Source organism: Halovibrio sp. HP20-59, from assembly GCF_033052795.2.
Taxonomy (GTDB): Bacteria; Pseudomonadota; Gammaproteobacteria; order Pseudomonadales; family Halomonadaceae; genus Vreelandella.
The window spans coordinates 201,670-227,355 of the sequence record NZ_JAWJUW020000004.1 but is presented as its reverse complement, the minus strand read 5'-3'; the positions used below and the strand labels follow the sequence as shown (position 1 = coordinate 227,355).

The 25,686-nt window shown below is 53.7% G+C and carries 24 protein-coding genes, 2 tRNA genes and 1 pseudogene; 11 read left to right on the top strand and 16 right to left on the bottom strand.

Features of this window, described 5'->3' with window-relative positions; genetic code table 11:
- The first annotated feature begins 129 nt into the window (after positions 1–129).
- The 4 genes from RZA33_RS06745 to RZA33_RS06730 all read left to right on the top strand — a co-directional run bounded on the left by RZA33_RS06745 (position 130) and on the right by RZA33_RS06730 (position 3,889).
- Positions 130–1,248 (top strand): glycosyltransferase family 1 protein, encoded by a 1,119-nt coding sequence (locus RZA33_RS06745; RefSeq protein WP_317507175.1) that lies wholly within the window; start codon positions 130–132, stop codon positions 1,246–1,248.
- Complete coding sequence (locus tag RZA33_RS06740) at positions 1,226–2,248, top strand: lysylphosphatidylglycerol synthase transmembrane domain-containing protein (protein ID WP_317507086.1); 1,023 nt, start codon at positions 1,226–1,228, stop codon at positions 2,246–2,248. The genes RZA33_RS06745 and RZA33_RS06740 overlap by 23 nt, the downstream gene beginning before the upstream one ends.
- 129 nt (positions 2,249–2,377) lie before the next feature.
- A complete protein-coding gene (locus RZA33_RS06735) occupies positions 2,378–3,511 on the top strand; it encodes an NADH:flavin oxidoreductase (protein WP_317507085.1) in 1,134 nt (377 codons plus the stop codon).
- A gap of 78 nt (positions 3,512–3,589) precedes the next feature.
- Positions 3,590–3,889, top strand: coding sequence for a metalloregulator ArsR/SmtB family transcription factor (locus tag RZA33_RS06730; RefSeq protein WP_317507084.1), 300 nt, complete (start codon positions 3,590–3,592; stop codon positions 3,887–3,889).
- 77 nt (positions 3,890–3,966) lie between these two features.
- Here RZA33_RS06730 and sucD read toward each other — a convergent pair whose 3' ends face one another.
- The 9 genes from sucD to sdhC all read right to left on the bottom strand — a co-directional run bounded on the left by sucD (position 3,967) and on the right by sdhC (position 15,813).
- The gene (sucD, locus tag RZA33_RS06725; RefSeq protein ID WP_317507083.1) at positions 3,967–4,839 is read right to left on the bottom strand and encodes a succinate--CoA ligase subunit alpha; all 873 of its coding nucleotides are present in this window, start codon (positions 4,837–4,839) and stop codon (positions 3,967–3,969) included.
- Complete coding sequence (gene sucC / locus RZA33_RS06720) at positions 4,839–6,005, bottom strand: ADP-forming succinate--CoA ligase subunit beta (RefSeq protein WP_146875133.1); 1,167 nt, start codon at positions 6,003–6,005, stop codon at positions 4,839–4,841. The genes sucD and sucC overlap by 1 nt, the downstream gene beginning before the upstream one ends.
- A gap of 177 nt (positions 6,006–6,182) precedes the next feature.
- Positions 6,183–7,622, bottom strand: coding sequence for a dihydrolipoyl dehydrogenase (gene lpdA / locus RZA33_RS06715; protein WP_317507082.1), 1,440 nt, complete (start codon positions 7,620–7,622; stop codon positions 6,183–6,185).
- Positions 7,623–7,743: 121 nt separating this feature from the next.
- The gene (gene odhB, locus RZA33_RS06710; RefSeq protein WP_317507081.1) at positions 7,744–9,357 is read right to left on the bottom strand and encodes a 2-oxoglutarate dehydrogenase complex dihydrolipoyllysine-residue succinyltransferase; all 1,614 of its coding nucleotides are present in this window, start codon (positions 9,355–9,357) and stop codon (positions 7,744–7,746) included.
- Positions 9,358–9,395: 38 nt separating this feature from the next.
- The gene (locus tag RZA33_RS06705) at positions 9,396–12,230 is read right to left on the bottom strand and encodes a 2-oxoglutarate dehydrogenase E1 component (protein WP_317507174.1); all 2,835 of its coding nucleotides are present in this window, start codon (positions 12,228–12,230) and stop codon (positions 9,396–9,398) included.
- Positions 12,231–12,580: 350 nt separating this feature from the next.
- Complete coding sequence (locus RZA33_RS06700; protein WP_317507080.1) at positions 12,581–13,291, bottom strand: succinate dehydrogenase iron-sulfur subunit; 711 nt, start codon at positions 13,289–13,291, stop codon at positions 12,581–12,583.
- A 27-nt stretch (positions 13,292–13,318) separates the two neighbouring features.
- Positions 13,319–15,091: a succinate dehydrogenase flavoprotein subunit gene (gene sdhA / locus RZA33_RS06695; protein ID WP_317507079.1), complete on the bottom strand. Its 1,773-nt coding sequence runs from the start codon at positions 15,089–15,091 to the stop codon at positions 13,319–13,321.
- A 3-nt stretch (positions 15,092–15,094) separates the two neighbouring features.
- Positions 15,095–15,442 carry a succinate dehydrogenase, hydrophobic membrane anchor protein gene (gene sdhD / locus RZA33_RS06690; RefSeq protein ID WP_317507078.1) on the bottom strand — a complete coding sequence of 116 codons (348 nt, stop codon included), beginning with the start codon at positions 15,440–15,442 and terminating at the stop codon, positions 15,095–15,097.
- On the bottom strand, positions 15,436–15,813 hold the full coding sequence (gene sdhC / locus RZA33_RS06685) for a succinate dehydrogenase, cytochrome b556 subunit (protein WP_317507077.1): 378 nt from the start codon (positions 15,811–15,813) through the stop codon (positions 15,436–15,438). Before sdhC ends, sdhD begins: the two co-directional genes overlap by 7 nt.
- A gap of 502 nt (positions 15,814–16,315) precedes the next feature.
- On the opposite strand from sdhC, the gene gltA reads away from it, so the two are divergent.
- Positions 16,316–17,602: a citrate synthase gene (gene gltA / locus RZA33_RS06680; RefSeq protein WP_317507076.1), complete on the top strand. Its 1,287-nt coding sequence runs from the start codon at positions 16,316–16,318 to the stop codon at positions 17,600–17,602.
- Between the two features lie 525 nt (positions 17,603–18,127).
- Here gltA and RZA33_RS06675 read toward each other — a convergent pair.
- The 3 genes from RZA33_RS06675 to gltX form a co-directional block, all read right to left on the bottom strand.
- Positions 18,128–18,203: transfer RNA gene (locus RZA33_RS06675), tRNA-Glu, on the bottom strand.
- 88 nt (positions 18,204–18,291) lie between these two features.
- Positions 18,292–18,367, bottom strand: a tRNA-Ala gene (locus RZA33_RS06670).
- A gap of 186 nt (positions 18,368–18,553) precedes the next feature.
- On the bottom strand, positions 18,554–20,035 hold the full coding sequence (gene gltX, locus RZA33_RS06665; protein WP_317507075.1) for a glutamate--tRNA ligase: 1,482 nt from the start codon (positions 20,033–20,035) through the stop codon (positions 18,554–18,556).
- 285 nt (positions 20,036–20,320) lie between these two features.
- On the opposite strand from gltX, the gene RZA33_RS06660 reads away from it, so the two are divergent.
- A complete protein-coding gene (locus tag RZA33_RS06660; RefSeq protein ID WP_317507173.1) occupies positions 20,321–20,845 on the top strand; it encodes a helix-turn-helix domain-containing protein in 525 nt (174 codons plus the stop codon).
- Positions 20,846–20,849: 4 nt separating this feature from the next.
- On the opposite strand, the gene RZA33_RS06655 is transcribed toward RZA33_RS06660, so the two are convergent.
- Positions 20,850–21,443, bottom strand: a complete 594-nt coding sequence (locus RZA33_RS06655; RefSeq protein ID WP_317507172.1) for a hypothetical protein — start codon at positions 21,441–21,443, stop codon at positions 20,850–20,852.
- 145 nt (positions 21,444–21,588) lie between these two features.
- On the opposite strand from RZA33_RS06655, the gene RZA33_RS06650 reads away from it, so the two are divergent.
- The 3 genes from RZA33_RS06650 (at position 21,589) to RZA33_RS06640 (ending at position 23,234) form a co-directional block, all read left to right on the top strand.
- Positions 21,589–22,410, top strand: a complete 822-nt coding sequence (locus RZA33_RS06650) for a sulfite exporter TauE/SafE family protein (RefSeq protein WP_317507074.1) — start codon at positions 21,589–21,591, stop codon at positions 22,408–22,410.
- 8 nt (positions 22,411–22,418) lie between these two features.
- Positions 22,419–22,775 carry a hypothetical protein gene (locus RZA33_RS06645; protein WP_317507073.1) on the top strand — a complete coding sequence of 119 codons (357 nt, stop codon included), beginning with the start codon at positions 22,419–22,421 and terminating at the stop codon, positions 22,773–22,775.
- A gap of 327 nt (positions 22,776–23,102) precedes the next feature.
- Positions 23,103–23,234 carry a hypothetical protein gene (locus RZA33_RS06640; RefSeq protein WP_317507072.1) on the top strand — a complete coding sequence of 44 codons (132 nt, stop codon included), beginning with the start codon at positions 23,103–23,105 and terminating at the stop codon, positions 23,232–23,234.
- A gap of 71 nt (positions 23,235–23,305) precedes the next feature.
- Here the strand turns inward: RZA33_RS06640 and RZA33_RS06635 are convergent, their stop codons facing one another.
- The 3 genes and pseudogenes from RZA33_RS06635 to RZA33_RS06625 form a co-directional block, all read right to left on the bottom strand.
- Positions 23,306–23,668 carry a helix-turn-helix transcriptional regulator gene (locus RZA33_RS06635; protein ID WP_317507071.1) on the bottom strand — a complete coding sequence of 121 codons (363 nt, stop codon included), beginning with the start codon at positions 23,666–23,668 and terminating at the stop codon, positions 23,306–23,308.
- Between the two features lie 38 nt (positions 23,669–23,706).
- Positions 23,707–23,958: a type II toxin-antitoxin system RelE family toxin gene (locus RZA33_RS06630; RefSeq protein WP_133731141.1), complete on the bottom strand. Its 252-nt coding sequence runs from the start codon at positions 23,956–23,958 to the stop codon at positions 23,707–23,709.
- Positions 23,959–24,169: 211 nt separating this feature from the next.
- Positions 24,170–24,319: pseudogene (locus RZA33_RS06625) on the bottom strand (transposase); the annotation flags it as partial.
- A 93-nt stretch (positions 24,320–24,412) separates the two neighbouring features.
- Between RZA33_RS06625 and RZA33_RS06620 the strand changes: the two are divergent.
- Both RZA33_RS06620 and RZA33_RS06615 read left to right on the top strand, forming a co-directional pair.
- Positions 24,413–24,616 carry an HNH endonuclease gene (locus RZA33_RS06620; protein WP_317507070.1) on the top strand — a complete coding sequence of 68 codons (204 nt, stop codon included), beginning with the start codon at positions 24,413–24,415 and terminating at the stop codon, positions 24,614–24,616.
- Positions 24,617–24,644: 28 nt separating this feature from the next.
- The gene (locus RZA33_RS06615; RefSeq protein WP_317507069.1) at positions 24,645–25,685 is read left to right on the top strand and encodes a DNA cytosine methyltransferase; all 1,041 of its coding nucleotides are present in this window, start codon (positions 24,645–24,647) and stop codon (positions 25,683–25,685) included.
- Position 25,686 lies beyond the last annotated feature (1 nt).

Here is a 25,686-nt window from a genome sequence, read left to right as displayed (position 1 = left end):
ACTAGCTTGTGATCTGAGAAAGGGTTGGAAGGGATTAGCAGGAAATAGCAGCCTTGGCTCCGCTGTCGCCAAACTGTCTTATTTCTCCCCTATGGTGAAACGATGACACTTTTGAGGCTGGAGGTTAGCTTGCACATTGCCGACGTAACGATGTTTTATGCCCCCGCCAGCGGCGGCGTGCGCACTTATTTACAAGCCAAGCACCGCGTTTTCTCGCGCCTCCCTCAACTGCGTACCAGCCTGCTGGTGCCGGGCGCTGAGCGCGACAGCTTGGGCGACCATCACACTTTACCGGCGCTACACCTGCCTTTGGGGCAGGGCTATCGATTCCCACTGCGGCGCGCGCCCTGGCGCGATGCGTTGATTGATTTAAAGCCTGACATTATAGAGGCAGGTGACCCTTACGTGACCGCTTGGGCGTCTCTTGACGCGGGTCAGCGACTGGGCGTGCCGGTGGTAGGGTTTTATCACTCAGACCTACCCCGTTTGATGGGGGATCGTTTTGGGGGCTACGTTGGGAAGCGCCTAACCCGCTATGTGGCAAACCTATACGGTCAATTTGATAGCGTATTAGCGCCCTGTAATGCGATGGCGAACCGGTTGCAGGAATGGGGCGTTGATAATGTTCGCGTTCAGCCTTTGGGCGTCGATTTAAGCCAATTTCACCCTCAGCAATATGACGCTACTTTCCGTCAAAGCATGGGCATACCCAGGGATAAAAAGCTGCTGATCTTTGTAGGCCGCAATTCTCGCGAAAAAAATATTAATGTGCTGCTGGAGACAATGCGGCAGTTAGGTCGCGATTATCATTTATTGCTGATGGGCCCTGGCATGCCGCATCAGGTCCCCAGCAACGTCACCATTGTTGATCGCTGTTGCGGCGCCCATGAGGTGGCAAAAGCACTCGCCAGTAGCGATGCACTGTTACATGCGGGCACCCGCGAGACCTTCGGTTTAATCGCCCAAGAGGCCATGGCCAGCGGGATCCCCGTGGTGGCCGCACGCGCCGGGGCACTGGCAGAAAATGTGCCGCTGGGAGCGGGCATTCTGTGTCAGCCGCTTGACCCTAGCGCCATGGCCGAGGCCTGCATAGCGCTGTTCAGCAACGATGTTGCCGCCAGTGGGCGCTATGCGCGCCGCCATGTGGAGCGCCATTTCAATTGGGATAGCGTTATCTACGCGTTGCTTGACCACTATCACTCTCTCTGTCACGGCAGCCAGCGGTATGCTCTCCCCCAACACCGATAATCGCCGGCTGTTCAAATGGCGGCCAGTGCATGGCGTAATGATCGCCATAGCGCTAATGGCGCCACTACTGCTCACCGCCTGGCTGGGAGGCGCTGAGGCGCTCCAGCGCGTCAAACACTTCCCACTTAGTTTGCTCGCGCTGATGCTAGCGATTGCTTTTATTTGCTGGAACCTCAATGCGGCCAGGCTAAGGCTAATGCTGGGGGGCCGTGCAGGGCCACTCGGCCAACGCGGCGCGCTGGGCATTGAGCTGGCATCTAAGTTTGCCCTGTGCGCCACCCCGGGCGGTAGTGGGGGCCCCGCCACACTGCTCCTGCTATTGGCACAGCGCGGCTTTCCAGCGGCCAAAGGTGCCGGTGTATTCTTAGTTGATCAAGGCTGCGACCTGCTGTTCTTTATTGCCATGTTAAGCAGCTTGGTGTTCTTTTCATTGGTCAGCGACACACAGTGGCCTCATCAAACGTTAGTTCAGTGGGCGCTGGTTGGCTTAGCGTTGGTCGCCACGCTAATCAGCATTGTGATGGGCTTTTTACCCCGTCTATTACGCTCGCGAAGCCTGAAAGCCCCTTGGCCAAGTCGTTATCGGCGTCGCTGGCTGGTACGCCGTTTATTGAGGTGTCGATATGCGCTAAAGGTCACGCTTTCACTGCCACGTACAACGCTGTTTACGATGATGCTGCTAACGACAACCCATTGGCTAATGCGCTACAGCTTGCTCTATTTAGCAGTGCTGGGGGTAGGTGGTCATGCAGACTGGATGTGGACGTTTCTAACCCAGATGCTGGCCATGGCGGCCAGCCAATTCAGTTTTCTACCCGGCGGCGCAGGGGCGGCTGAAGTCGGTGTTGGCAGTCTATTGTTACCGCTGATGGAGCGTGACCAGGCCGCGGCGGCGGTATTGGTGTGGCGGCTTGTGAGTTACCACCTTTACCTTGCAGCAGGCGCACCACTGTTTATTTTATATAGCTACCGACTGCTACGTCGCTCACCAGTAACGTAACGGTGATCTACCGGGTGATGCAAGACGCAGGGCTTTCTGAAAGCACGGGGTTGCCAATAATGCTGGAATATGTATAAATATATCAATAGGCATATTTATATATCTCTATATCTATAAAGGACATGCAGCATGCCAACCCCCGAACACACTTTAGCCGCTCCTCTTTTTGAGCCCTTCACAATGGGCCCGGTCACTCTGCCTAACCGCATCGTCATGGCCCCCATGACGCGCAACCAGTCGCCCAGTGGCATACCGGGTGACAACGTGGCGAGCTACTATCGCAGTCGCGCCGAAGGGGGTGTTGGGCTGATCATCACTGAAGGCACCTATATTGATCATCCGGGCGCCAACGGCTACCCCGACGTACCGGCCTTTCACGGCGAGCAGGCACTGGCCGGCTGGCAGCGCGTGGTAGAAGGTGTTCACGCCGCCGGCGGGAAGATAGTGCCGCAGCTGTGGCACGTGGGTCGTGAGCGCCGCCCAGGCGTCGAGCCAGATACCAGCGTGCCCGGCTTTGGCCCGATGGCTATCAGTGAAGACGGCGTAGAAATTGTCCGCGCCATGACCGAGCAAGACATGCGTGACGTGGCGGCTTCCTTTGCGCGCGCCGCGAGCGATGCGCAACGCCTTGGCTTTGATGGTATTGAGCTACACGGTGCCCATGGCTATTTGATCGACCAGTTCCTATGGTCTGAAAGTAATCAGCGCGAGGATGCCTATGGCGGCAGCCCTGAAAATCGGCTGCGTTTTCCCCGTATGATCGTACGCGCCGTGCGTGAGGCGGTTGGGCCGGATTTCCCAATCATCTTCCGGTTCTCTCAGTGGAAACTGTCTGATTATTCTGCCGTTATTGCTAAAACGCCCGAGGCGTTAGGCGAGCTGCTCAAGCCGTTAGCCGATGACGGTGTCGACATCTTTCATGCCAGCACGCGACGCGTCTGGGAGCCCGGTTTTGCAGGTAGTGAAAAAACGCTGGCGACCTTGACGCGGGAGCTGACCGGCAAGCCGGTCATTGCCGTTGGTAGCGTGGGGCTAGACAAGACCTTCCGCACCGGCCACTTCACGCGCACGGAAGACCCGACCTCGAAAAGTCGTGTCAATGTGGAAGAGTTGGCGATGTGGCGCTCGCGCAATGATTTTGATCTCATTGCCATTGGTCGCGCCCTACTCTCTGACCCGCAATGGGCCAACAAAGTGCGTGATGGGCGTCTTCAAGAGCTCTCGGATTTTGACAGCAGCGCCCTCGAAGCACTGGTGAGTTGATACACGTTGGCCAGGCTGCCTCGGCAGCCTGGCCGTTAAAGCGTATAATGATCGGGCTCTCAACGCCTGGACGTGTTAATGGATATCAATACCGTTTTAAGTGCGCTTGCTAACCCGGTGCGCCTCGACATTCTATCCTGGCTCAAAGAGCCAGAGCGCCACTTTCCCCAACAGAAAGATACCGCGCCGGAAGGAGGGATCTGTGTCAGTCACATTCGTGAAAAGACCGGCCTCTCACAGCCGACCATTTCGCTGTATCTCTCCACGCTATCCCGCGCTGGCCTCGTCTCCTCCGAACGGGTTGGACAGTGGACCTATTACCGCTATGAGCGTGACGTTGTCGAAGCCTTTTTAAATGAGCTGAGCCAACGGCTATAGGATCAAAAACGTTGGCTAACGAATAAGGGCGCCCCGAGGGGCGCCCTTATAGCGTGCGACTGACGTCAATGACTAACTTACCAGCCAGTCACTTTTTTCAGCGCATCGCCGATTTCGGCCAAAGAGCGCACGGTTTGAACGCCGGCGTCTTCAAGGGCAGCAAACTTCTCGTCAGCGGTGCCTTTACCGCCAGAGATGATTGCGCCCGCGTGGCCCATACGCTTGCCAGGAGGAGCAGTCACACCGGCAATGTAGGCAATCACTGGCTTAGAAACGTTGGCTTTAATGTAAGCCGCTGCTTCTTCTTCCGCTGTGCCGCCGATTTCACCGATCATAACGATGGCTTCGGTTTTCGGGTCTTTCTCGAACATTTCAAGGATATCGATAAAGTTGGAACCCGGAATCGGATCGCCGCCGATACCCACACAGGTAGACTGACCAAAACCGTGATCAGTCGTCTGCTTAACCGCTTCATAGGTCAAGGTACCCGAGCGCGATACGATGCCGACACGGCCCGGCTGGTGAATGTGGCCCGGCATAATACCGATTTTACATTCGCCTGGGGTGATAACACCGGGGCAGTTCGGGCCAATCAGGCGTACGCCTAGCTCGTCGCACTTCACTTTGGCTTCGAGCATATCAAGCGTGGCGATGCCTTCGGTAATGCACACAATCAGCTTGATACCGGCATTGGCCGCTTCAAGGATTGAGTCTTTACAGAACGGTGCCGGCACGTAGATCACGCTGGCTTCCGCACCGGTTTTCTCTACCGCTTCTTTTACGGTGTTGAAAACGGGCAGACCGAGGTGCTCCTGGCCGCCTTTACCCGGCGTCACACCACCGACCATTTGCGTACCGTAGGCAATCGCCTGCTCGGAGTGGAACGTGCCTTGGCCACCGGTAAAGCCCTGGCAGATGACCTTGGTGTTCTTATCGATCAGGATGCTCATTACTTGCCCTCCGCCGCTTTAACGACCTGCTGAGCCGCGTCGGTCAGACTGGTAGCCGCGATGATGTTCAAACCGCTAGATGCTAATTTTTCAGTGCCTAGCTCGGCGTTGTTACCTTCAAGACGTACGACAACCGGCACGTTGACGCCCACTTGCTCAACGGCACCGATAATGCCTTCAGCAATCATGTCGCAACGTACGATGCCGCCGAAAATGTTAACCAGTACGGCTTTAACATTGTCGTCAGAAAGGATGATTTTGAACGCTTCTGCCACGCGCTCCTTGGTAGCGCCGCCGCCGACGTCCAGGAAGTTTGCAGGCTTGCCGCCGCTCAGGTTGACAATATCCATGGTGCCCATGGCCAAGCCTGCGCCGTTCACCATGCAACCAATGTTACCGTCTAGCGCAACGTAGTTAAGCTCCCACTTCGCCGCATCGGCTTCACGCGAGTCTTCTTGAGACGGGTCACGCATCGCTTGCAGATCGGGGTGACGGTATAGCGCGTTGCTATCCAGGCCCAGCTTGGCGTCGAGGCAGTGTAGGTTGCCTTCGTCGGTTACTACCAGCGGGTTAATTTCCAGCAGCGCGAGGTCTTTCTCGTGGAACAGTTTGGAAAGACCCAAGAAAATCTTGGTGAACTGTTTAATCTGGTCACCTTTCAGACCCAGCGCAAAGGCCATCTCACGCGCTTGGTAGGGCTGTGCGCCGACCAGCGGATCGATTTCGGCTTTAAGGATCTTCTCCGGGGTTTCTTCCGCAACTGTCTCGATTTCTACACCGCCTTCAGTCGAGGCCATGAAGACAACGCGACGGGTCGTGCGGTCAACCACTGCACCGAGATAAAGCTCATCGGCGATATCAGTACAGGTCTCAACCAGAATCTTAGCAACCGGCTGACCTTTTTCATCGGTCTGGAAAGTTACTAAGTTCTTGCCCAACCACTTTTCAGCAAAAGCTTTGGCTTCAGCTGGGTCTTTAATCAGCTTAACGCCGCCCGCTTTACCGCGGCCGCCAGCGTGCACCTGGGCTTTCACTACCCACATGTCACCGCCGATTTTTTTGCAAGCCTCTTCCGCTTCTTCGGGCGTGTCGACCGCAAAGCCTTTAGACACTGGTAGACCGTAATCGGCAAACAGCTGTTTACCTTGATACTCGTGAAGATTCATCGATTCATGCCATTGGTTGCATGTGACTCGAACGATGGCCAGTTATCTTACAAGAACGGTCTTATAAGAACGCTCTTAAAAGCACTGGCCATCCCCGTTCTTTCGATCTTTGTGTATTACGACAAGGCCGAAAGTGTTGCGCCACCCAAGGGTGGCGCTTAGTTGTTACTGCCTGTGCTACTTACGCTTTTTGCGATTAGCCATATGAATAGCATGACCATCTACCGCCAGTGCTGCTTCGTGCACGGCTTCCGACATAGTCGGGTGCGCGTAACAGGTTAGCGCCAGGTCTTCGGCGCTAGAGCCAAATTCCATGGCAATAACACCCTGAGCGATCATCTCACCAGCGTGCTGACCCACAATGTGCATACCCAGAATACGGTCGGTTTCCGCATCGGCGATAATTTTGGCGCTGCCTTCGGTGGCGTTGTTCGCCATTGCACGGCCGCTGGCCGCGAACGGGAAGGTGCCGGTTTTAACTTCGATACCTTTCGCTTTGGCGTCTTGCTCGGTCATACCGACCCACGCCACTTCCGGATAGGTATAGATGACGCTAGGAATAGCATCGTAGTTCATCTCGGCCTTATGGCCAGCGATGACGTCCGCCACCATGATGCCTTCTTCAGAGGCTTTGTGCGCTAGCATCGGGCCGCGCACGCAGTCGCCGATGGCGTAAACGCCCGGGACATTGGTACGGCACTGGTCGTCAACAAAGATAAAGCCACGCTCGTCCAGCTCAATGCTAACACCGTCGGCAATCACGCCTTTGGTATAGGGACGACGACCAACGCAAACGATAAGCTTATCGAAGGTCATCTCCTGCTCACCGTTGCTATCGGTGTACTTGACGATGACTTCTTCGCCATTGGTTTCTGAACCCGTAACACGCGCGCCCAGCTTGATGTCCAGGCCCTGCTTTTTAAGCAGCTTCTGAGTCTCCTTGGCGACGGTGGTATCGACCATCGGCAGGAAAGAGTCCATGGCTTCCAACACGGTGACCTCAGACCCCAAACGGCTCCACACACTGCCAAGCTCAAGACCGATGATACCGGCACCAATCACGCCTAAACGCTTCGGTGTTTCGGTGAATTCCAGCGCGCCGGTAGAGTCGACAATCAGGCCTTCGGTCAGCGGGGTCGGCGGAATTTCCACCGGTACGGAGCCCGCCGCGATAACGATGTTGTCGGCGTCATAGGTAGTGGTATTGCCGTCGTTGTCGGTGACTTCGACCTGTTTGCCCGAAATGACTTTACCGGTGCCTTCCAGGGCGGTCACGCCATTGGCTTTAAACAACCCAGAGATACCGCCGGTCAAGTTCTTAACGATCTTGTCCTTGCGCGCCATCATTTTGGTAACGTCCATAGAGACGTCGCCAGCCTGAATGCCCAGATCGTCGAAATCGTGCTTGGCTTCAACGAACTTGTGCGAGGCTTCAAGCAACGCTTTGGACGGGATACAGCCAACGTTTAAGCAAGTGCCGCCGTGGACAACGTTGCCTTCTTTACCGATCCATTTTTCGACACACGCGGCTTTAAGGCCCATCTGGGCTGCACGAATAGCGGCGACGTAACCGCCAGGGCCGGCACCGATTACGATCACATCAAACTTATCAGCCATGTTGGCTCCTTTAGCTTGCTTGCCTCCCCCGCGATTAAGTAAAACGGGCAGGAGGCTGTGTTCCATTGCAGGTAAATCCTGGTTAAGCCATAGCGTACTGAAGCAATATGACGCTTATGCTTTAGACATCCAGCAGCAGACGTGCCGGGTCTTCCAGCAATTCTTTCAAAGTGACCAAGAATTGAACGGCGTCTTTGCCGTCGATCATACGGTGGTCATAAGAGAGCGCCAGATACATCATCGGGCGAATCTCGACCTTACCGTTGACTGCCATTGGACGTTCCTGGATTTTGTGCATGCCCAGGATGGCGGTCTGCGGTGGATTAATAATCGGCGTCGACAACAAGGAACCAAAGGTGCCGCCATTGGTGATGGTGAAGGTGCCGCCGATCATGTCGTCCATGCCCAGCTTGCCGTCACGACCACGCTTGCCAAAATCGACAATTTTGCGTTCGACATCAGCAATTTTCATGCTGTCGGTGTCACGCAGTACCGGAACAACCAGGCCACGGTCGGTGGATACCGCTACGCCGATATCCTGGTAGCCGTGATAGACGATGTCGGTGCCATCGATAGAAGCGTTGACGTCGGGGAACCGCTTGAGCGCTTCAGAGGCTGCCTTAACAAAGAAGCCCATAAAGCCCAGCTTGATATCGTGAGCTTTTAAGAAGGTCTCTTTGTACTGCGCACGCAGGGCCATGATCTCGGTCATGTCCACTTCGTTATAGGTCGTCAGCATCGCCGCGGTTTGCTGGGCCTGAACCAAGCGCTTGGCGATTGTTTGACGCAGGCGGCTCATCGGCACGCGTTTTTCGATGCGCTCACCTTCAGCCGCTGGAGCAGCCGCGGCGGTTTTTTCTGGCGCTGCCGGTTTCGCGGCTTTCTTGGCGGAGCCATCTTTAACCGCTTTCTGAACGTCTTCTTTCAAGATGCGGCCACCTTTGCCGGTGCCCTCAATCTTGGCCACGTCCAGATCGTGCTCGGCCACCATTTTACGTGCCGCCGGGGCGAGGATTTTGTCACCCACTTTTTCGTCGGCGCTATCGTCGTCGCTGCCGCTATCGGCTTTTGCCGGTGCGGAATCGCCACCGCTTTCACCACCGCCGCCTTCGCTGCCAGCGCCTTCGGTAAAGGTAGCCAAGACAGCTTCTGATTCGACTTGGCTGCCTTCTTCGGCCTTAATTTCAGACAGAGCGCCATCGGCTGGTGCCACCACTTCAAGCACCACTTTGTCGGTTTCAATGTCGGCCAGCACTTCATCGCGCTTCACCGCTTCGCCGACTTTTTTGTGCCATGTCGCTACGGTGCCTTCCTGGATCGACTCAGGGAAGCTGGGGGCTTTAACGTCGTGCTGCTTGCCGCCACCGTTACCGCCACTAGCAGGCTTCTCTTGCTTCTCCTGCTTCTCGTCGGACGACTTTTCACTAGCTTTCTGTTCGGACTTTTCAGCACTGTCATCGCCAGAAGATTGCTCTTCTTTTTTGCTGCCAGACGCGCTGCCTTCGCCGATTTTACCCAGCACCTGCTCTGACTGAACGGTGTCGCCTTCTTCGGCCATCACGTCGGTCAAGGTACCCGCTTCCGGTGCGACGACTTCAAGCACCACTTTGTCGGTTTCAATTTCAACAATCAGCTCGTCACGCTCAACACTATCACCCGGCTTTTTATGCCATGCCGCCACTGAGCCTTCAGCAACGGATTCCGGAAAGGTTGGCGCTTTGATCTCGGTAGCCATGTCGTTTCCCTTATGTGTTCTCTAAATCCAGTGGCCGCTTATAGATTAAAAGCGTCTTCCACCAGCTGGCGCTGCTGTTCAATATGGACGGACATATAGCCAGCTGCTGGTGCAGCAGAGGCAGGACGTCCTGCAAATTTCAAATCGCGTCCGAGGCCATCTTTCAGCATATCGGCCACTGCCCGCATATGGTGCTGACTGGAGTACCAGGCGCCTTGGTTCAGCGGCTCTTCCTGACACCACACAATGTCTTCCACATTGGTGTAGTCTTTTAGCGCTTCCAGAAGCTCTTCTTTCGGGAAGGGATAGAGCTGCTCAAGACGCAATACTGCCGTGTCGTGACGCTCATTGTCAGCGCGCCACGAGACCAAGTCGTAGTAGACCTTGCCAGCGCATAGCACAACGCGTGTCACCTTCGCTGGGTCAAGTTCGGCTTGATCGGCGATCACCATGTGAAACTTGCCATAAGCCAAATCTTCAAGACTCGACACCGCTTCTTTATGGCGCAGCAGCGATTTCGGCGTCATAACCACCAATGGCTTACGTAGCGGACGAATCACCTGACGACGCAGCAAATGGTAAATTTGCGCGGGCGTCGTGGGTACACACACCTGCATATTGTGCTCGGCACACATCTGCAGGAAGCGTTCCAGGCGTGCCGATGAGTGCTCGGGGCCCTGGCCTTCGTAGCCATGGGGCAGCAGCATGGTTAAACCACACACCCGACCCCATTTTGTTTCGCCCGAGGAGATGAATTGGTCCACCACCACTTGCGCGCCATTAAAGAAGTCACCGAACTGAGCTTCCCAGATTACCAAGTCTTTCGGGGCGGTGGTTGAGTAGCCATACTCAAAGGCCAGCACCGCCTCTTCTGACAAGATAGAATCATGAATAGTGAAGCGCGGCTGGCCATCGGCCATATTCTGCAGCGGGACGTAGGTGGAACCATCTTTCTGGTTATGTACCACCGCATGGCGGTGGGAGAACGTACCGCGCCCCACGTCTTGCCCCGTAATACGAATGGGGTGGCCCTGTTCCAACAGCGTGGCGTAAGCGAGCGTTTCCGCAAAGCCCCAGTTGAGCGCCAAACCACCGGCCTGCATTTTACGCCGATCGTCATAAATCTTAGCCACCTGGCGCTGCACTTCGACGCCATCAGGCACCTCGCACATGCGGGCAGCTAGTTGCTGCAGACGCTTCATATCGAACGTTGTGTCTGCATTACCCGACCACTCGTGACCCAGGTAAGGCGTCCAATCGACAAACAAAGACTCGTTTGGCTCTTGGACTAATGCATTAGCAACGTGATTACCTTCCACCAGATCGTTGCGATAGGTCTCGATCATCGCTTTGGCGGACTCTTCCGAAATCACACCCTCCTCGACCAAGCGCTTGACGTACAACGAGCGCGCAGAGGGATGGTCTTTAATCTTGGCGTACATCATCGGCTGCGTGCCTGACGGCTCGTCAGCTTCGTTGTGGCCACGGCGACGGTAACAAACCAGGTCGATCACCACGTCTTTTTTGAACTGCTGACGATAGTCGAGAGCGACTTGGGTGGCGTGCAGCACTGCGTCCGGGTCATCGCCATTGACGTGAAAAATAGGCGCTTGAACCATCTTGGCAATATCAGTGCAGTACTCGGTCGAACGCGCATCCAGCGGATGTGACGTGGTAAAGCCCACTTGGTTGTTAATCACAATGTGGACCGTACCACCGGTTTTATAGGCCCGGGTCTGAGACATCTGGAATGTCTCCATGACCACGCCTTGACCGGCAAACGCCGCATCACCGTGGACGTTAATGGGCAGCACTTTACTGCCCTCTTCGTCATTACGGCGATCCTGACGGGCGCGTACTGAACCTACTACCACCGGGGCAACGATTTCCAAGTGCGAGGGGTTGAACGACATCGCCAAGTGCACTTCGCCGCCTGGCGACATGACGTTTGAACTAAAGCCCTGGTGGTACTTCACATCGCCAGAGCCGCGCTCAATGACTTTTTTGCCATCAAACTCGTCGATCAAATCGGTGGGGTTTTTACCTAAAATATTGACCAATAGGTTCAGACGCCCACGGTGCGCCATGCCGATGACCACTTCCTTGGTGCCATAACCGCCGGCACGCTGAATCAGCTCATCCATCATCGGCACAAACGTTTCGCCACCTTCAAGACCAAAACGCTTGGTACCTGGATATTTAGATGCCAGGTAATTCTCCAAGCCTTCGGCCGCCGTCAAACGCTCCAAAACGTGCTTACGCACGTCGGCGCTGAATTCAGGCGCGCTGCGTACCGACTCAAAACGCCGTTGCAACCAGCGCTTTTCTTCGGTGTCGACAATATGCATGATCTCGCAGCCGATGGAGCGGCAGTAAGTGCGCTCCAACGCATCCACGATGTCACGCAAGGGCGCTTTGTCGATGCCTAAAAAGAAAGAACCGGTTTGAAACTCGGTATCCAAATCAGCTTTTGAAAGCTGGTGAAAGGACAGATCGAGATCGGGGACGGGGGTGGGATTACGCAGCCCTAGCGGGTCAATATTGGCCTTCTGATGGCCACGGAAGCGGTAAGCGTTTATCAGCTGCAGGACTTTCACCTGCTTTTTGTTTTCACCGCTATCGGCAGCGGCGACTACACGGCCCGGGCGATTTTCGCGCCCCAGCTGGTAGAACTGATCACGCACGGGGCTTAGTGGGACATCGTGGGAGGGACTGCCCTCGGGACGCGGCAGCTGGTCAAAATAGCTGCGCCATTCGTCAGGGACAGACTCAGGATCTGCGAGGTACTGTTCGTAAAGCGCTTCCACGTAGTGAACATTGCCGCCACTAACGTGAGAGGAACGCCACATCAACTCCATTATGCCTTGTTGCATCTCTCGGTCACCCTGCACTGATGGGGTGGTATCGGTATCGTCGCAAACGTGCGGCGACATCGCTATTGCCCTGCCGGCGGGGCGGGACATTTGCCGGCGGCGCCGGCCAACGGCCGGCAACCCTGTTCGTCTAGCTATCCGTTATTCAACGGATCTTACCGTGTTTCGTCTTCAGTCCATGCTCGAAAGCCGGTACCCAAGGCACCGGCTTTCAAACTTGTCTGATCAGCAGTGCGACGCGACGCCGCACCACGTAACAAACCCTATGATAACAAGCGAAGCGCCATGATTTAAGTGGCATTATCACCCAACTTAAGTGGCACTCGCTTTTTTATCAGTATGTCATAGGCTTAGGTAGCTTCTGCAAGTAACATTTCGCGGATTTTACCGATTGCCCGGGTGGGGTTGAGGCCTTTTGGACATACCGCCACACAATTCATGATGCCGCGGCAGCGGAAAACCGAGAACGGATCTTCCAAGTCGCTCAACCGTTCGCTGGTGGCCGTATCCCGCGAATCGGCCAAAAAGCGATAAGACTGCAGCAGACCGGCCGGACCGACGAACTTCTCTGGGTTCCACCAGAACGACGGGCAAGCCGTTGAACAGCAGGCGCATAGAATACACTCATACAGACCGTCTAGCTTGTCGCGTTCTTCCGGCGATTGCAGGCGCTCAATGGCGGGAGCAGGCGTATCGTTCTGCAGGTACGGCTGAATACGCTCGTACTGCTTATAGAACAAGCCCATATCTACAACCATATCGCGGATAACCGGCAAGCCTGGCAGTGGGCGCAGCGTCAACTTGTTGTTTTTAACAACGTCTGACAGCGGCGTAATACACGCCAAACCATTTTTGCCGTTCATGTTCATGCCGTCGGAACCGCAGACGCCTTCACGACAGCTGCGACGAAACGCCAGTGCGCTGTCTTGTTCCTTCATCATATGAAGAACGTCCAGCACCATTACATCGCGGCCCTTGGTATCGACCTGGAACTCCTGCATGTAAGGTGCGGAGTCGGTTTCCGGGTTGTAGCGGTATATGGATACCTGAAGATTGGACATGTTGACTCCCTCTCGTCAATGCGAAGTTTAATAGGTACGAACCTTAGGCTCGAAAGTATCAACCGTTTTCGGCTTAAAGTTAACGTCACGCTTCTTCAGTTCTTTTGTCAACGGGAAGTAAAGCGAGTGCTTCAGCCAGTTGACGTCATCACGGTCTGGATAGTCGTAACGCGAATGTGCGCCGCGGCTCTCATTACGCTTAAGGGCAGCGATCGCCGTCGCTTCGGCCACTTCCATCAAGTTATCAAGTTCCAGCGCTTCGACACGCGCAGTGTTGAAGGCGTTAGACTTATCGGGCAAGTAGGCATTACCAATACGCTCACGCAGTTGCGCTAGCTTATCGACGCCATCCAGCATGTTTTTCTCTTCGCGGAAGACGCCGAAAGAGCTTTGCATGATTTCCTGCAACTCAGCTTTAAGCTCAGGAATCCTCTCGCCATCTTTCGACTCGTTCCAGCGCGTGATCCGCTTCATGGCGAACTCAACGTCCGACTCGGAAGCCTCCAGGTACTCAATACCTTCGTTAAGCGCGCCTTCGATAAACATACCAGCAGCACGACCAAAAACCACCAAATCCAGCAGCGAATTACCGCCCAAACGGTTAGCACCGTGCACGGAAACACACGCCGCTTCACCACAGGCAAACAGGCCGTTAACGATATGATCGTTACCGCTTTCGTCCATGGTAATCGCCTGACCATGAATGTTGGTCGGGATACCGCCCATCATATAGTGGCAAGTCGGTACGACCGGGATCGGGTCTTTGGCCGGATCGACATGAGCGAACGTTTTAGAAAGCTCAACAATCCCTGGCAAGCGCTTACCGAGGACTTCTTCGCCCAAGTGGTCAAGCTTCAAGAATACGTGATCGCCCTTCTCGCCACAGCCGCGGCCTTCGAGAATCTCCATGACCATGGAGCGCGCCACAACGTCGCGGCCCGCCAGGTCTTTGGCATTCGGCGCATAACGCTCCATAAAGCGCTCGCCATCTTTGTTAATCAGGTAGCCACCTTCACCGCGGCAACCTTCAGTCACCAAGGTGCCCGCACCGTAAATACCGGTCGGATGGAACTGCCACATTTCCATGTCTTGCATCGGGAAGCCGGCACGCATTGCCATGCCGATGCCGTCACCGGTGTTAATCAGCGCATTGGTCGTAGAAGCGTAAATACGGCCTGCACCACCGGTGGCCAGTACCGTGGCCTTGGATTTAACGTGGACTACTTCACCGGTTTCGATACACATGGCGATACAGCCAACCACGTCACCGCTTTCATTTTTGACCAAGTCGACCGCGTACCACTCGTTGAGAAACACGGTATCGTTCTTCAAGTTGTTTTGATAAAGGGTGTGCAAGAGCGCGTGGCCGGTACGGTCAGCTGCCGCACAGGTGCGCGCCGCTTGACCGCCTTCACCAAAGTTCTTGGACTGACCACCAAACGGACGCTGATAGATGCGACCATTATCTAAACGCGAAAATGGCAACCCCATGTGCTCAAGCTCAAACACTGCTTTGGGGCCTTCCGAACACATATATTCAGCCGCGTCTTGGTCAGCGATATAATCGCCGCCTTTAACGGTGTCGTACATGTGCCAGCGCCAGTCGTCGTTCGGGTCATCTGACGCAATCGCGCAGGTGATGCCGCCCTGGGCAGACACGGTGTGAGAGCGCGTCGGGAAAACTTTTGATAACACGGCCGTCTTTTTACCGGACTTGGCAAGCTCCAGAGCGGCTCGTAGGCCGGAGCCACCGCCACCGATAATAATGGCGTCAAACGTCAGGCTACGCAGGTTAGACATGTATCAAGCTCCCCAAAGAATTTGAATGCCCCACACCAAGTACACGAAAATACCCAAAATAATCACAGATTGGGCACCTACGCGCAGGCGAGTAGACTTGAGATAGTCGGTGGTGACGGTCCATAGACCGACCCAGGCGTGTGCCGCCAACGCAATAAATGTCAACAGCGAAAAAATGCGCATCCACGTCTGATTAAAAAGGCCACTCCACGCGTAATAGTCAAGGTTCGGATTAAACAGCAGGAAGGCAACAATAAAAACCGTATAAAGGGCCATGATCACAGCGGATGCTCGCTGCATCAGCCAATCAGAAAGTCCACTACGACTAAAACTTGTAATGTTAGTTACCATACCCAAACTCCTGCCAAAATAATTAGAACGGCACTGACCACCACGGTGATCTGGGCCTTTTTCACGCCACCCTCAAGGGTCACACCGATATTGGCGTCCATCAGCAGGTGTTTAATACCTGCCACAAAATGGAATGCCAGGGCCGAGAGCAGCCCCCAAGCGATCAGCTTTGCCAAAAAATTATTGGCTAGCGCATCGCTAACGGCGTCAAAACCCGCTGGAGATGACAAGGATTTACCCAGCGCCCAAAAAGCGAAAATCAGGCCGACGAACAGGATGACACCCGTGATGCGGTGTGTGATCGACGTTAGTGCCGGCAGTGGGAAGTGTATTGTAGTGAGGTCTAGGTTTACGGGTCGTTTGCTATTCACGGCTTTGTACACACTCTCTTGGCCCGCTCTTCGACAGGTCGGGCATGGCCCGAGCGGGCGGTGGTTGCTGGAAGGGGCTCGGCCGTTGCCAAGTCGGGCACGACCACCTACCTGCCGGTCGCGCGCCGTGGATTATAAGAACCTTCGCCCTCGCTTACAAACCGAACGCAGGTCTAACTCGACTATGGTCCAAGGAAATTGCCTCTATTCCGAGTCGATTTTGCGCTGCAGCATGGCTATAGTGACAGTAGACCAGCAGATTGATAAGCCTGTTAACGTATCGTGTTAACCTACTGCCGATCTTTTGTCGCGTCATTACATTATAAGTCTTTTTTACCTTATACAAAAACTATCCACAACAATAATATTTGCATAATATTTGCTTAGCGCTTCGGCTAATTGACAAAATGTCGCACACTTCTATAGTGGGCGAGCCTTTTCGCCGGCGCGGTATGCGCAACAACGACTTTACGTCCCAACCAGAATTCGAAAGGAGGCCAGCATGGCTGACAGGAAAGCAACATTGACGGTAGACGGTCTTGATAACCCGATCGAGCTACCCATGTATTCCGGCTCACTTGGCCCCGACGTCATCGACGTACGCAGCTTGGTGGCAGAAGGCCTGTTCACCTACGACCCCGGCTTCATGGCCACCTCTTCTTGCCAGTCCGCCATCACCTACATTGACGGCGGCAAGGGTGTGCTGTTGCACCGCGGCTACCCTATTGACCAGCTGGCCAAAGAGTCCAACTTTGTCGAGATGTGCTATACCCTGCTGTTTGGCGATCTACCCAACGACGAGCAGTACGCTGATTTCGAATCGCGCATCCGTAATCACACCATGGTCCACGACCAAATCAACAACTTCTTTAAAGGGTTCCGCCGCGATGCGCACCCGATGTCTATCTTGTGTGGCGTAGTGGGTGGTTTAGCGGCCTTCTACCATGACCATATGGATATCACCCAGGAAGAAGATCGTATCATCAGCGCCATTCGCCTGATTGCCAAAATGCCCACGCTGGCGGCGATGTCACACAAATACAATGTGGGTCAACCGTTCAATTACCCGCGCAACGAGTTGAGCTATGCAGAGAATTTCCTCTACATGATGTTCAGCAACCCTTGCGAAGAGTACAAAATCAACCCGGTGTACGCGAAAGCGATGGATCGCATCTTTATGCTACATGCGGATCACGAGCAGAACGCCTCCACCTCGACTGTACGCCTGGCAGGCTCCACAGGCGCCAACCCGTTCGCCTGTATCAGCGCGGGCATTGCGGCACTCTGGGGCCCCGCTCACGGCGGCGCCAATGAAGCTGTTCTAGCGATGCTGGACGAAATCGGCGAAGACTCCGAAGAGAACATCCAGCGCTTTGTCGACAAAGCTAAAGATAAAGACGACCCATTCAAGCTAATGGGCTTTGGACACCGGGTTTATCGTAATTTCGACCCGCGCGCCAAAGTCATGAAAGAGACCTGCGACGAAGTACTGGCCGAGCTAGGCATGGCTGACGACCCGCAGCTCAAAATCGCCAAACGTCTTGAGCAGATCGCGCTTGAAGATGAGTACTTCATTGAGCGCAAGCTGTACCCGAACGTAGACTTCTATTCGGGCATCATCCTGAAAGCGATGGGCATTCCTACCAATATGTTCACCGTGATTTTCGCGGTATCGCGCACCATTGGCTGGATCTCTCATTGGCACGAAATGCTCAGCGAAAGCTACAAGATTGGTCGTCCACGTCAGCTTTACATCGGTCACGACAAGCGTGACTACCCCAAAAAATAAGACTCCCCGCTTGATAGCAGCACAAGAGGCCACCTTCGGGTGGCCTCTTTCGTAAGCGCACGCCAATACGCACCGAAGAGGGCATACCTACCGAAAGGATCTGGGGCTGCTTTCAACCGACACAACACCTAATAGTGCTTGACTTTTCTTCTTCTGGGTCTTGATCAGGGTTTTCCACACTATCTGTGGATAACCCTGTTCACAACCACTTTAAAACGTCCCAGAATCGCCATGGGCAGCGGGCCTGTCTTAAATTGGTTATTTTTTAACCTATCATAAGTCGTTGTTTTTAAAAGAATTAGGTTCTTTTCAAGATTTTTCGCGTCAACAACAACGAGTTGTGCACAACTTTAAAACCAGGATCGAAAAAGTGGACAAGTCAAGCATAAAATCGTCTAGGAACTGTCGATTTATAGCTCTTTTGTTAGCAATTTTGCAAATAACAGGAATGCAAAAAACAGCAGATGAGAAGGCTCATTGCCATAGTGGTAAACGATTGGGAAGGGAAACTAAACTAGCGTGCGGTGGCGTCCCATAGGGGGTTCGAACCCCTGTTACCGCCGTGAAAGGGCGGTGTCCTAGACCACTAGACGAATGGGACGTGCAACACTTGACACATAACGCTTAAAAAAGCGCGACTTCTTGAGCTACTATCCACACGCTATTTAACAAACAATAGCCGCATGAATTGGTGGAGCCTAGCGGGATCGAACCGCTGACCTCAACACTGCCAGTGTTGCGCTCTCCCAGCTGAGCTAAGGCCCCACATGTCGCGAAGACGGAGCGTATAATACTGATTACGCCGTTCTCAGTCAACAAGGAAAACGCCTATCTATTAAGTTAAAACACCTTTAACCAAAATAGACGCCCTCCTGCTGCTTAGGCCAGACCCAACGGTGGTCGACTTTGTACTAAAATAAATACTGTGACAGGTACTGTGACAAATCGTGGTTAGGTAATTTCCCGAAACTCTTTTTCAAAGCGCTTCGCCTGTTTTTTAGATACCCCGCCCAGCACCTCTATTGCATTGCGCAACCGCGCCCGGGTGATGTCCGAACCGAGAATTGCCATGGCATCCATGACAGAAGTGCTTGAGCTGCTGCCAGTAATGGCTATAAACACCGGGGCCAGAAACCCTTTCATTTTCAGCTCAAAATACTCAGCCAGCGCTTTGACTTCCTCCAGGAGCGCCTCTTTGTGCCACGCCGAAACACCCTCAAACCGCCAGACAAGGAACTGGAGTAGTTTGACCAGCTCCTCTTCCTCAAGCTTCACGCTATCAAATGACTCTTTTGTTAGCGCCGGTAGGCCTGAAAAGAAATGCCCTGCTAACGGCATAACTTGGGAGAGCGTCTCTACCCGTGGCCGTACCTGCGGCAGTATCTGCTTAACATAATCTTCATTGAAGGCCCAATCGCGCAGTGCTCTCAACAATGCATCGTCGTCCAGGTCCTCGCGGATATACACGCCGTTCAACCAAGTCAGCTTCTCCAGGTCAAACACCGGGCCACCCAAGGAGACTCGCTGAATATCGAACTCCGCCATCATCTCTTGCAGGCTGAATTTCTCGCGCTCATCGGGCATCGACCACCCCATGCGCCCCAAATAATTGGTAACTGCTTGGGGTAAAAAGCCCATCCGCCGGTAGTAGTTGATTGAGGTCGGGTTCTTGCGCTTGGAGAGTTTGGATTTATCCGGGTTACGCAGCAACGGCATATGGCAAAGCGCGGGCATTTCCCAACCAAAATACTCGTACAACAACTGATGCTTAGGTGCTGAATTAATCCACTCTTCCCCGCGTAGCACATGGGTAATTGCCATTAAATGATCATCGACTACATTGGCCAAATGATAAGTGGGCATACCATCTGATTTAAGCAGAATTTGCGCATCCACCTGCGCCCACTCCACCTCTATGTTGCCACGTAGCATATCGTTGACCACACAAACACCTTCGCTAGGCACGTTCATTCGCACCACATAAGGCCAACCTTCTTGCTCGCGACGTGCCTGCTCTTGGCCACCCAGCGCTAGGTCCTTGGGTTTTAATGCCAAGTGCATGCCCGCTGCTTTGCGCTCCTCGCGAAGCTCGTCTAGCTCTTCACTGGTGCGATAGCACTTAAACGCATGCCCGGCATCCAACAGCTGCTGAGCGTATTGGGCGTAAATTTCGCCGCGCTCGCTTTGCCGATAAGGGCCGTAGGGCCCGCCAACGTCGGGGCCCTCGTCCCACTCAAGCCCTAGCCAATGCAACGAATCAAGAATCATCTGTTCCGACTCAGGCGTAGAACGCACCTGATCAGTATCCTCAATGCGCAAGATAAACTGGCCGCCATGCTGACGCGCAAAACAGAGGTTAAACAGCGCTATATAAGCCGTACCGACGTGGGGATCCCCGGTCGGCGAGGGTGCGATGCGAGTACGTACGGTCATGAAAACGTCCTATTGGCAAAAAAGCATAGCCATATTATACGCACCTTAAGCGCGACCAACAGCGCTGGGCAGGGAACAACTGTTTCTAAAAAACGTCAGAGAAGTTAACTCAACGTTTTTTGTCCATTAATGCGCGATCAAGCACAATCGATTAATATAGTTTGGCAGTAACAACTTGGGTAAATAACTCAAAATGAGCCACAATTTATAATGCATGCTCATAACACCACCATGAAGGTGGACGACATTCACCTAGCTTATTTAGCTCATCAACAGGAAGACGAAATGGAATCGCTAGGCTCACGTATCAAGCAACTGCGGCTTAGGGCCAAGCTCAACAAAGCTGCCCTCGCACGTAAGGTTGGCGTGTCAGACGTCACCATTTCTTATTGGGAATCCGGGGCGATTAAGCAGATCGGCCATGAACGTTTAGTGGCGCTCGCTGACGCCCTTGACTGCTCTTTGGCGACTCTATTAGAAGGTGAAAGCGCCCCAGAACTATTAACGCTGACTCATACCGGTCCCCTCCCCTGGGAACAGGTACAAGCAACCACCATTAAGGTGCCCAATCATCTGCCGCTGAACATCGATTGGAAAGCACCTTGCGTAATGGCGACACCCGGCCCAGATACAGACTTTTCGCCGCTTAACGTGGGCGATTTACTGTTACTCGGCCCGACTCACGTGTTCCATAAGGCAGGGCATTACTTGGTGCAACGTGATGAGCGTTTCGTCATTGAACACTTCACCAAAGCCCCCAGCGAAACGTCAATTCACGCCGTACTGCTAGCCCATTGGCATGCTGCCTAAAGCATCAACGACTCCCCGGTCTTTCTAACACCTCCACCTGGTCACGCGTTCGCCTTGGCTCACTCCCCACCAAGAAGCGTCGTGAGTAGGTGGCCACTTGGCCCAGCCCATGACGGGATTGACTTACCAGCTCTCCTGTCAGGTGCTGGCCCTCACGGCCAATACGCGCCTGCACAGCTTCCGGTTGCACACTGCCTTCAGAAACCTCAACCTGAACTGTATAGCCACCATCGGGCAGGCCACTGCCAGAGCCGAAGGGCCCTGCTGCAAAAGTCCCATCTTGTATACGCGTCCGTTCTCGCCAACGCACGCCGCTAACATCACGTTCGACAATAATCTGGATCAGTGTCTCGTCGGGTAAGTTACTCTCACCTTCCACCATTAAACGGCGGTCATTGCGAAGTGATACCTGAGCGGATATCGCCACGTCGATAGGTTCTATTTGCTCTTCAACAGCCGCAGGCTCAGGAGCAGGCGCTTGCTCAGCCTGTGTGGTTGATGCCGTTTCATCAGGCTGTTCCTCTTCTGCTCCGCTACACCCTGCCAATAGCGCAATCATCACGATCAACACACCAGCATTACTCATCATATTGCGCATACGAACTCCAAAATAGTACTTACGCTGCAGCTTAACACTGCGCAGCCGCTGCCACAGCGGAATACTCATCTTCATCAGCGATAGATCGCCCCGCCACCGACACACACCTTCCGGTACACTGTGCTATCAACTAACGAACTACCTTTTGGGAGGCGTAGGTTTGGACATTATCTGGTGGTTAGCATATATAGCTCTGGGCGGTTTTGTTGGTCTAATGGCAGGCCTATTAGGTATCGGCGGTGGTGGCATTATGGTGCCAATCCTTACGTCGCTTTTCGTACTTCAAGGCGTGCCCCATGAGCATCTCGCCCACTTGGCATTGGGCACCGCGATGGCGGCTATTATTCCTGCCTCCACCGCTAGCCTGCTTTCCCACCACCGCCATGGGGCCGTTCGCTGGGATATCGTTCGCTTTATTACCCCAGGTATTTTAGCCGGTACCTTTTTAACCACCTTTATCGCCGCGCAGATCCCCACCCGTGGCTTAGCCATCTTTTTTGCCTGCTTTATGCTGCTAATGTCGCTGCAAATGCTAGCCAATATCAAGCCCAAACCGAACCGCAGCTTACCCGGCCCTGTCGGCGTTAGCGGCGTTGGCCTTGGCATCGGCGGCATTTCAGCGCTGGTCGCCATTGGCGGTGGCTCGCTAACGGTGCCATTTTTAACTTGGTGCAATATCAAACTCCCCCGCGCGATTGGCACCTCGGCGGCGGTTGGGTTACCGATTGCCGTTGCTGGGGCGCTGGGTTACATCATTAATGGTTGGAGTACAGCCGGGCTGCCTAGTGCCGCGCTAGGCTATGTTTATCTGCCAGCGTTTCTGCTAATGGCACCCTTTAGCATTCTCACCGCGCCCATCGGTGCAAAGCTAGCTCATAGACTACCCGTCAAACTGCTCAAGCGGGTATTCGCTTTTATGCTGATGGGGTTAGCCCTGCAGATGGTCTATACGGTGTTTACGGCGTGAGGTTTTTCGTGAAAGGGGAAAAGGTCGAAGTTAAGCTTCCTAGAACTCAGCGTAACGATCCTAAGCAGCGCCTTACTGATGATTGTGACAAGCTAGCCTCAGAGCACCTTCTCACCAGCAACATTGCCATTCCTAATGCCGCTGCTGACCTGCTGGTCACTGTCGACATTGCGCGTAAATCGATCACATGCAGTATGCGGCTTGAAGCACCTAGAGATAAGAAAAGCAGCTCAGCAAAAGTCAATTGGCTCACCCGGCAATTACCCACTAGCGAAAAAGGGCCAGCGATTAGAATAAAAGCTATCCGCAAAGGTCAAGCCATGGATACCGACAAGCCATTGGAAGAAGGAAGAAGTAAGACGTAATCCAATTATTTTAGATGCAGAGAACACAGACACGCAGCCTGTTTCCTTTGAAATATTTACGTCACTCGACTTAGGGGGGAAATTCTCAGGCAATCGCGTTTTCATTGAGCATCTTGAAAAAATTGTTCCCGACTTCTACCGCCATGCAGGCCAATATTTGAAAGCTTGGGTTGCTCCAGCACCGCGCGTTAAGCAAGTTGAAAAAGACCCTGAAGAAGAAACAGAAGCGCAGGTCACAACGCCTGATGATGAGTAGCCAGCTTTCATCGAGACAGCCCCTGCTGTTTTGAAGCCGAGATCCTCAACCACAAATCGGTGGATGTAGCCTTGCGGGTCAAGATCACTGAACGGGTGCTGGCTCAGCTGGATATAAAGCAGCGCCGGGCATTGGCCCGTCACGTGGCGCGGGATCGCGAGCACATCATGGATTCGGTGCTTACCCACCTGGGCTCACGTTAAACGCGCAAAAAAATACGCCCCACCGTCAAAGGCAGGGCGCTGTTCATGTCATCCAGAGGAAAACGAGGCCGTTAGGTAAGGTCGCTTAGCTCTACTTCCAGCGCGGCCGCAATGCGGATCAGCACACTCAACGAGCCGCTCTTTTTACCTGACTCTATTTCGGACAGGTAACCCTGGCTAATCCCTGCTTTTGTCGCCAGTTCACCCGCACGTAGACCACGGTGTTCGCGGTACACCTTCACAGGGGCCACGCCGTCCAGCAGTGCATCCACTACCGCCGCCGGAAACGACTCTTCACCACGAGCCACCACCGCATCGGCAGCGTCGATATCGTCCTGATCTTCTAACCGCGCGAGCAACGCTTGGTACTCCTGCTCGGGAAGTACCACCAGCCGCTCGCCAGTAGGTGTTTGAATAATTTGAGGTACGCTCATGTAGCCTCCTGTTAATTGTCGGGTGAGTTATTGGTGCTTTATTGATAAACGCCGCCACGGGCACCGATGTTAATGATATCTAATACATCGCCGCGTTCGTCGATGATCACCCGCCAATCGCCTACCCGAAGGCGAATATAATCGCTCCCCTTTAACGCCTTCACGTTATTGCGTTGGCTTTCAGGATCTTCCGCGTAGGCTTTGATTTTGCCTTGTATGCGCTTCGACTCGGGCCGCGGCATTCGCTGCAACACCTTCAACGCGCTTTTCCGGTAAGTGATCGTTTTCATCACACCTATTATAGCTTACAGCAAACATAAATCGACTATTTTTAGCTGATAGCTAAAAATCACCTATTACCGCCCGCCTGCCGCCACAGTGTAAATAGCCTCACTCACACCCGCCGTAGGATAGCGGCTATGAACATTCCCGAACTTCTCCGCCTACTGCACAACTTGATCCACCTCGGCTCCATCGCCGAGGTGGATCACACGGCTGCCCGGGTGCGCTCATGCAGCCGAACTTGCTGCGCCATAGGTAGTAGCTGGCTTCTGAGAAACCGTGCCGACGGCATAGCTCCTTAATGGGGAGCCCCGCTTCGGCTTCGCCCAGGAAACCAATGATCTGTTCTTCGCTGAAACGCTTTTTCATGTCCAATCTCCTTACCCATAGAATCGGACTCTAAAGTGTAGCGCTACTCAAACAGGGGGTGACGTCGAAGCCTGCAGCTTTGACTTTGACGAAATGTATGGGACACATGGGGAAGGATTCATTGAGTGCCATCACATTCAACCGCTGTACACACTGGATGCCGAGAGCAAAACCAAAATCAGCGACCTAGCTCTGCTCTGTTCAAACTGCCATCGCATGGTGCATGCGAAGCGACCTTGGCTTTCAGTTGATCAACTTCAAGAATTGCTGCTCGATGTCGGGCAAAAAAACATATAGAATGACGGCACGTTAGGAGGAGTGTTGGATGATTGAAGCAGTGGATTTGTTCTGTGGTGCGGGAGGCCTCACGGCTGGCTTACGCCAGACGGGTATTGCTGTGCGCGCTGGGTACGATATCGAAGAAAGCTGCCGGTTTGCTTATGAGCATAACAATCATGCCCAATTTATAAGGCAGGACGTTGGTGAGCTTACAGGTGACGACATAAATGGATGGTACCGAGACCCTAACGCACTACGCCTACTAGCAGGCTGTGCGCCCTGCCAACCGTTCTCTACCTATAATCAAGGCAAAGACACCACCAAAGACAAAAAGTGGCCATTACTCGGCGCTTTCGCACGGCTGATAAAAGAAGCTCAACCCGAGCTGGTCACCATGGAGAATGTTCCATCGGTCACCAAGCACCAGATTTATCACGACTTCGTAGAATCTCTTAAAGACGAGGGATATTACGTCTGGGCGGATACCGTAAAGTGCATTGAGTACGGCTTACCTCAAAATCGCCGCCGGCATGTACTGCTAGCCTCCAAACTGGGGCCGATTGAGATAATACCAACTACTCACTCTACACCTGTCACTGTAAAGGAGGCCATTGGCGAATTAGAGCCAATTGCAGCAGGCGTCTTGAACCTAAACGACCCTCTACACAGCTCAGCCACGCTGTCAGAATTGAACATGAAGCGCATTCAGCATTCAGTGCCTGGCGGCAGTTGGAAAGACTGGCCTAAAGAGCTAGTAGCAAAATGTCATACCAAAAAAAGCGGAGTGAGCTACCCCAGTGTGTACGGCCGCATGCGCTGGGAAGAACCTAGCCCAACTATGACTACACTTTGTTATGGCTTTGGTAATGGTCGATTCGGTCATCCAGAGCAAGATAGGGCATTGAGTTTACGGGAAGCCGCAATGCTGCAATCTTTCCCAGAAAAATATGTTTTCACTTCACCTGAAAAACCAATATTATTTAAGAAAATTGGACGTATGATTGGCAATGCAGTACCAGTTAGACTTGGAGAAATAATTGGAGAAAGCTTCACAAAACACTTAAAAGAAGCTCTCCACCCAGCTTAAT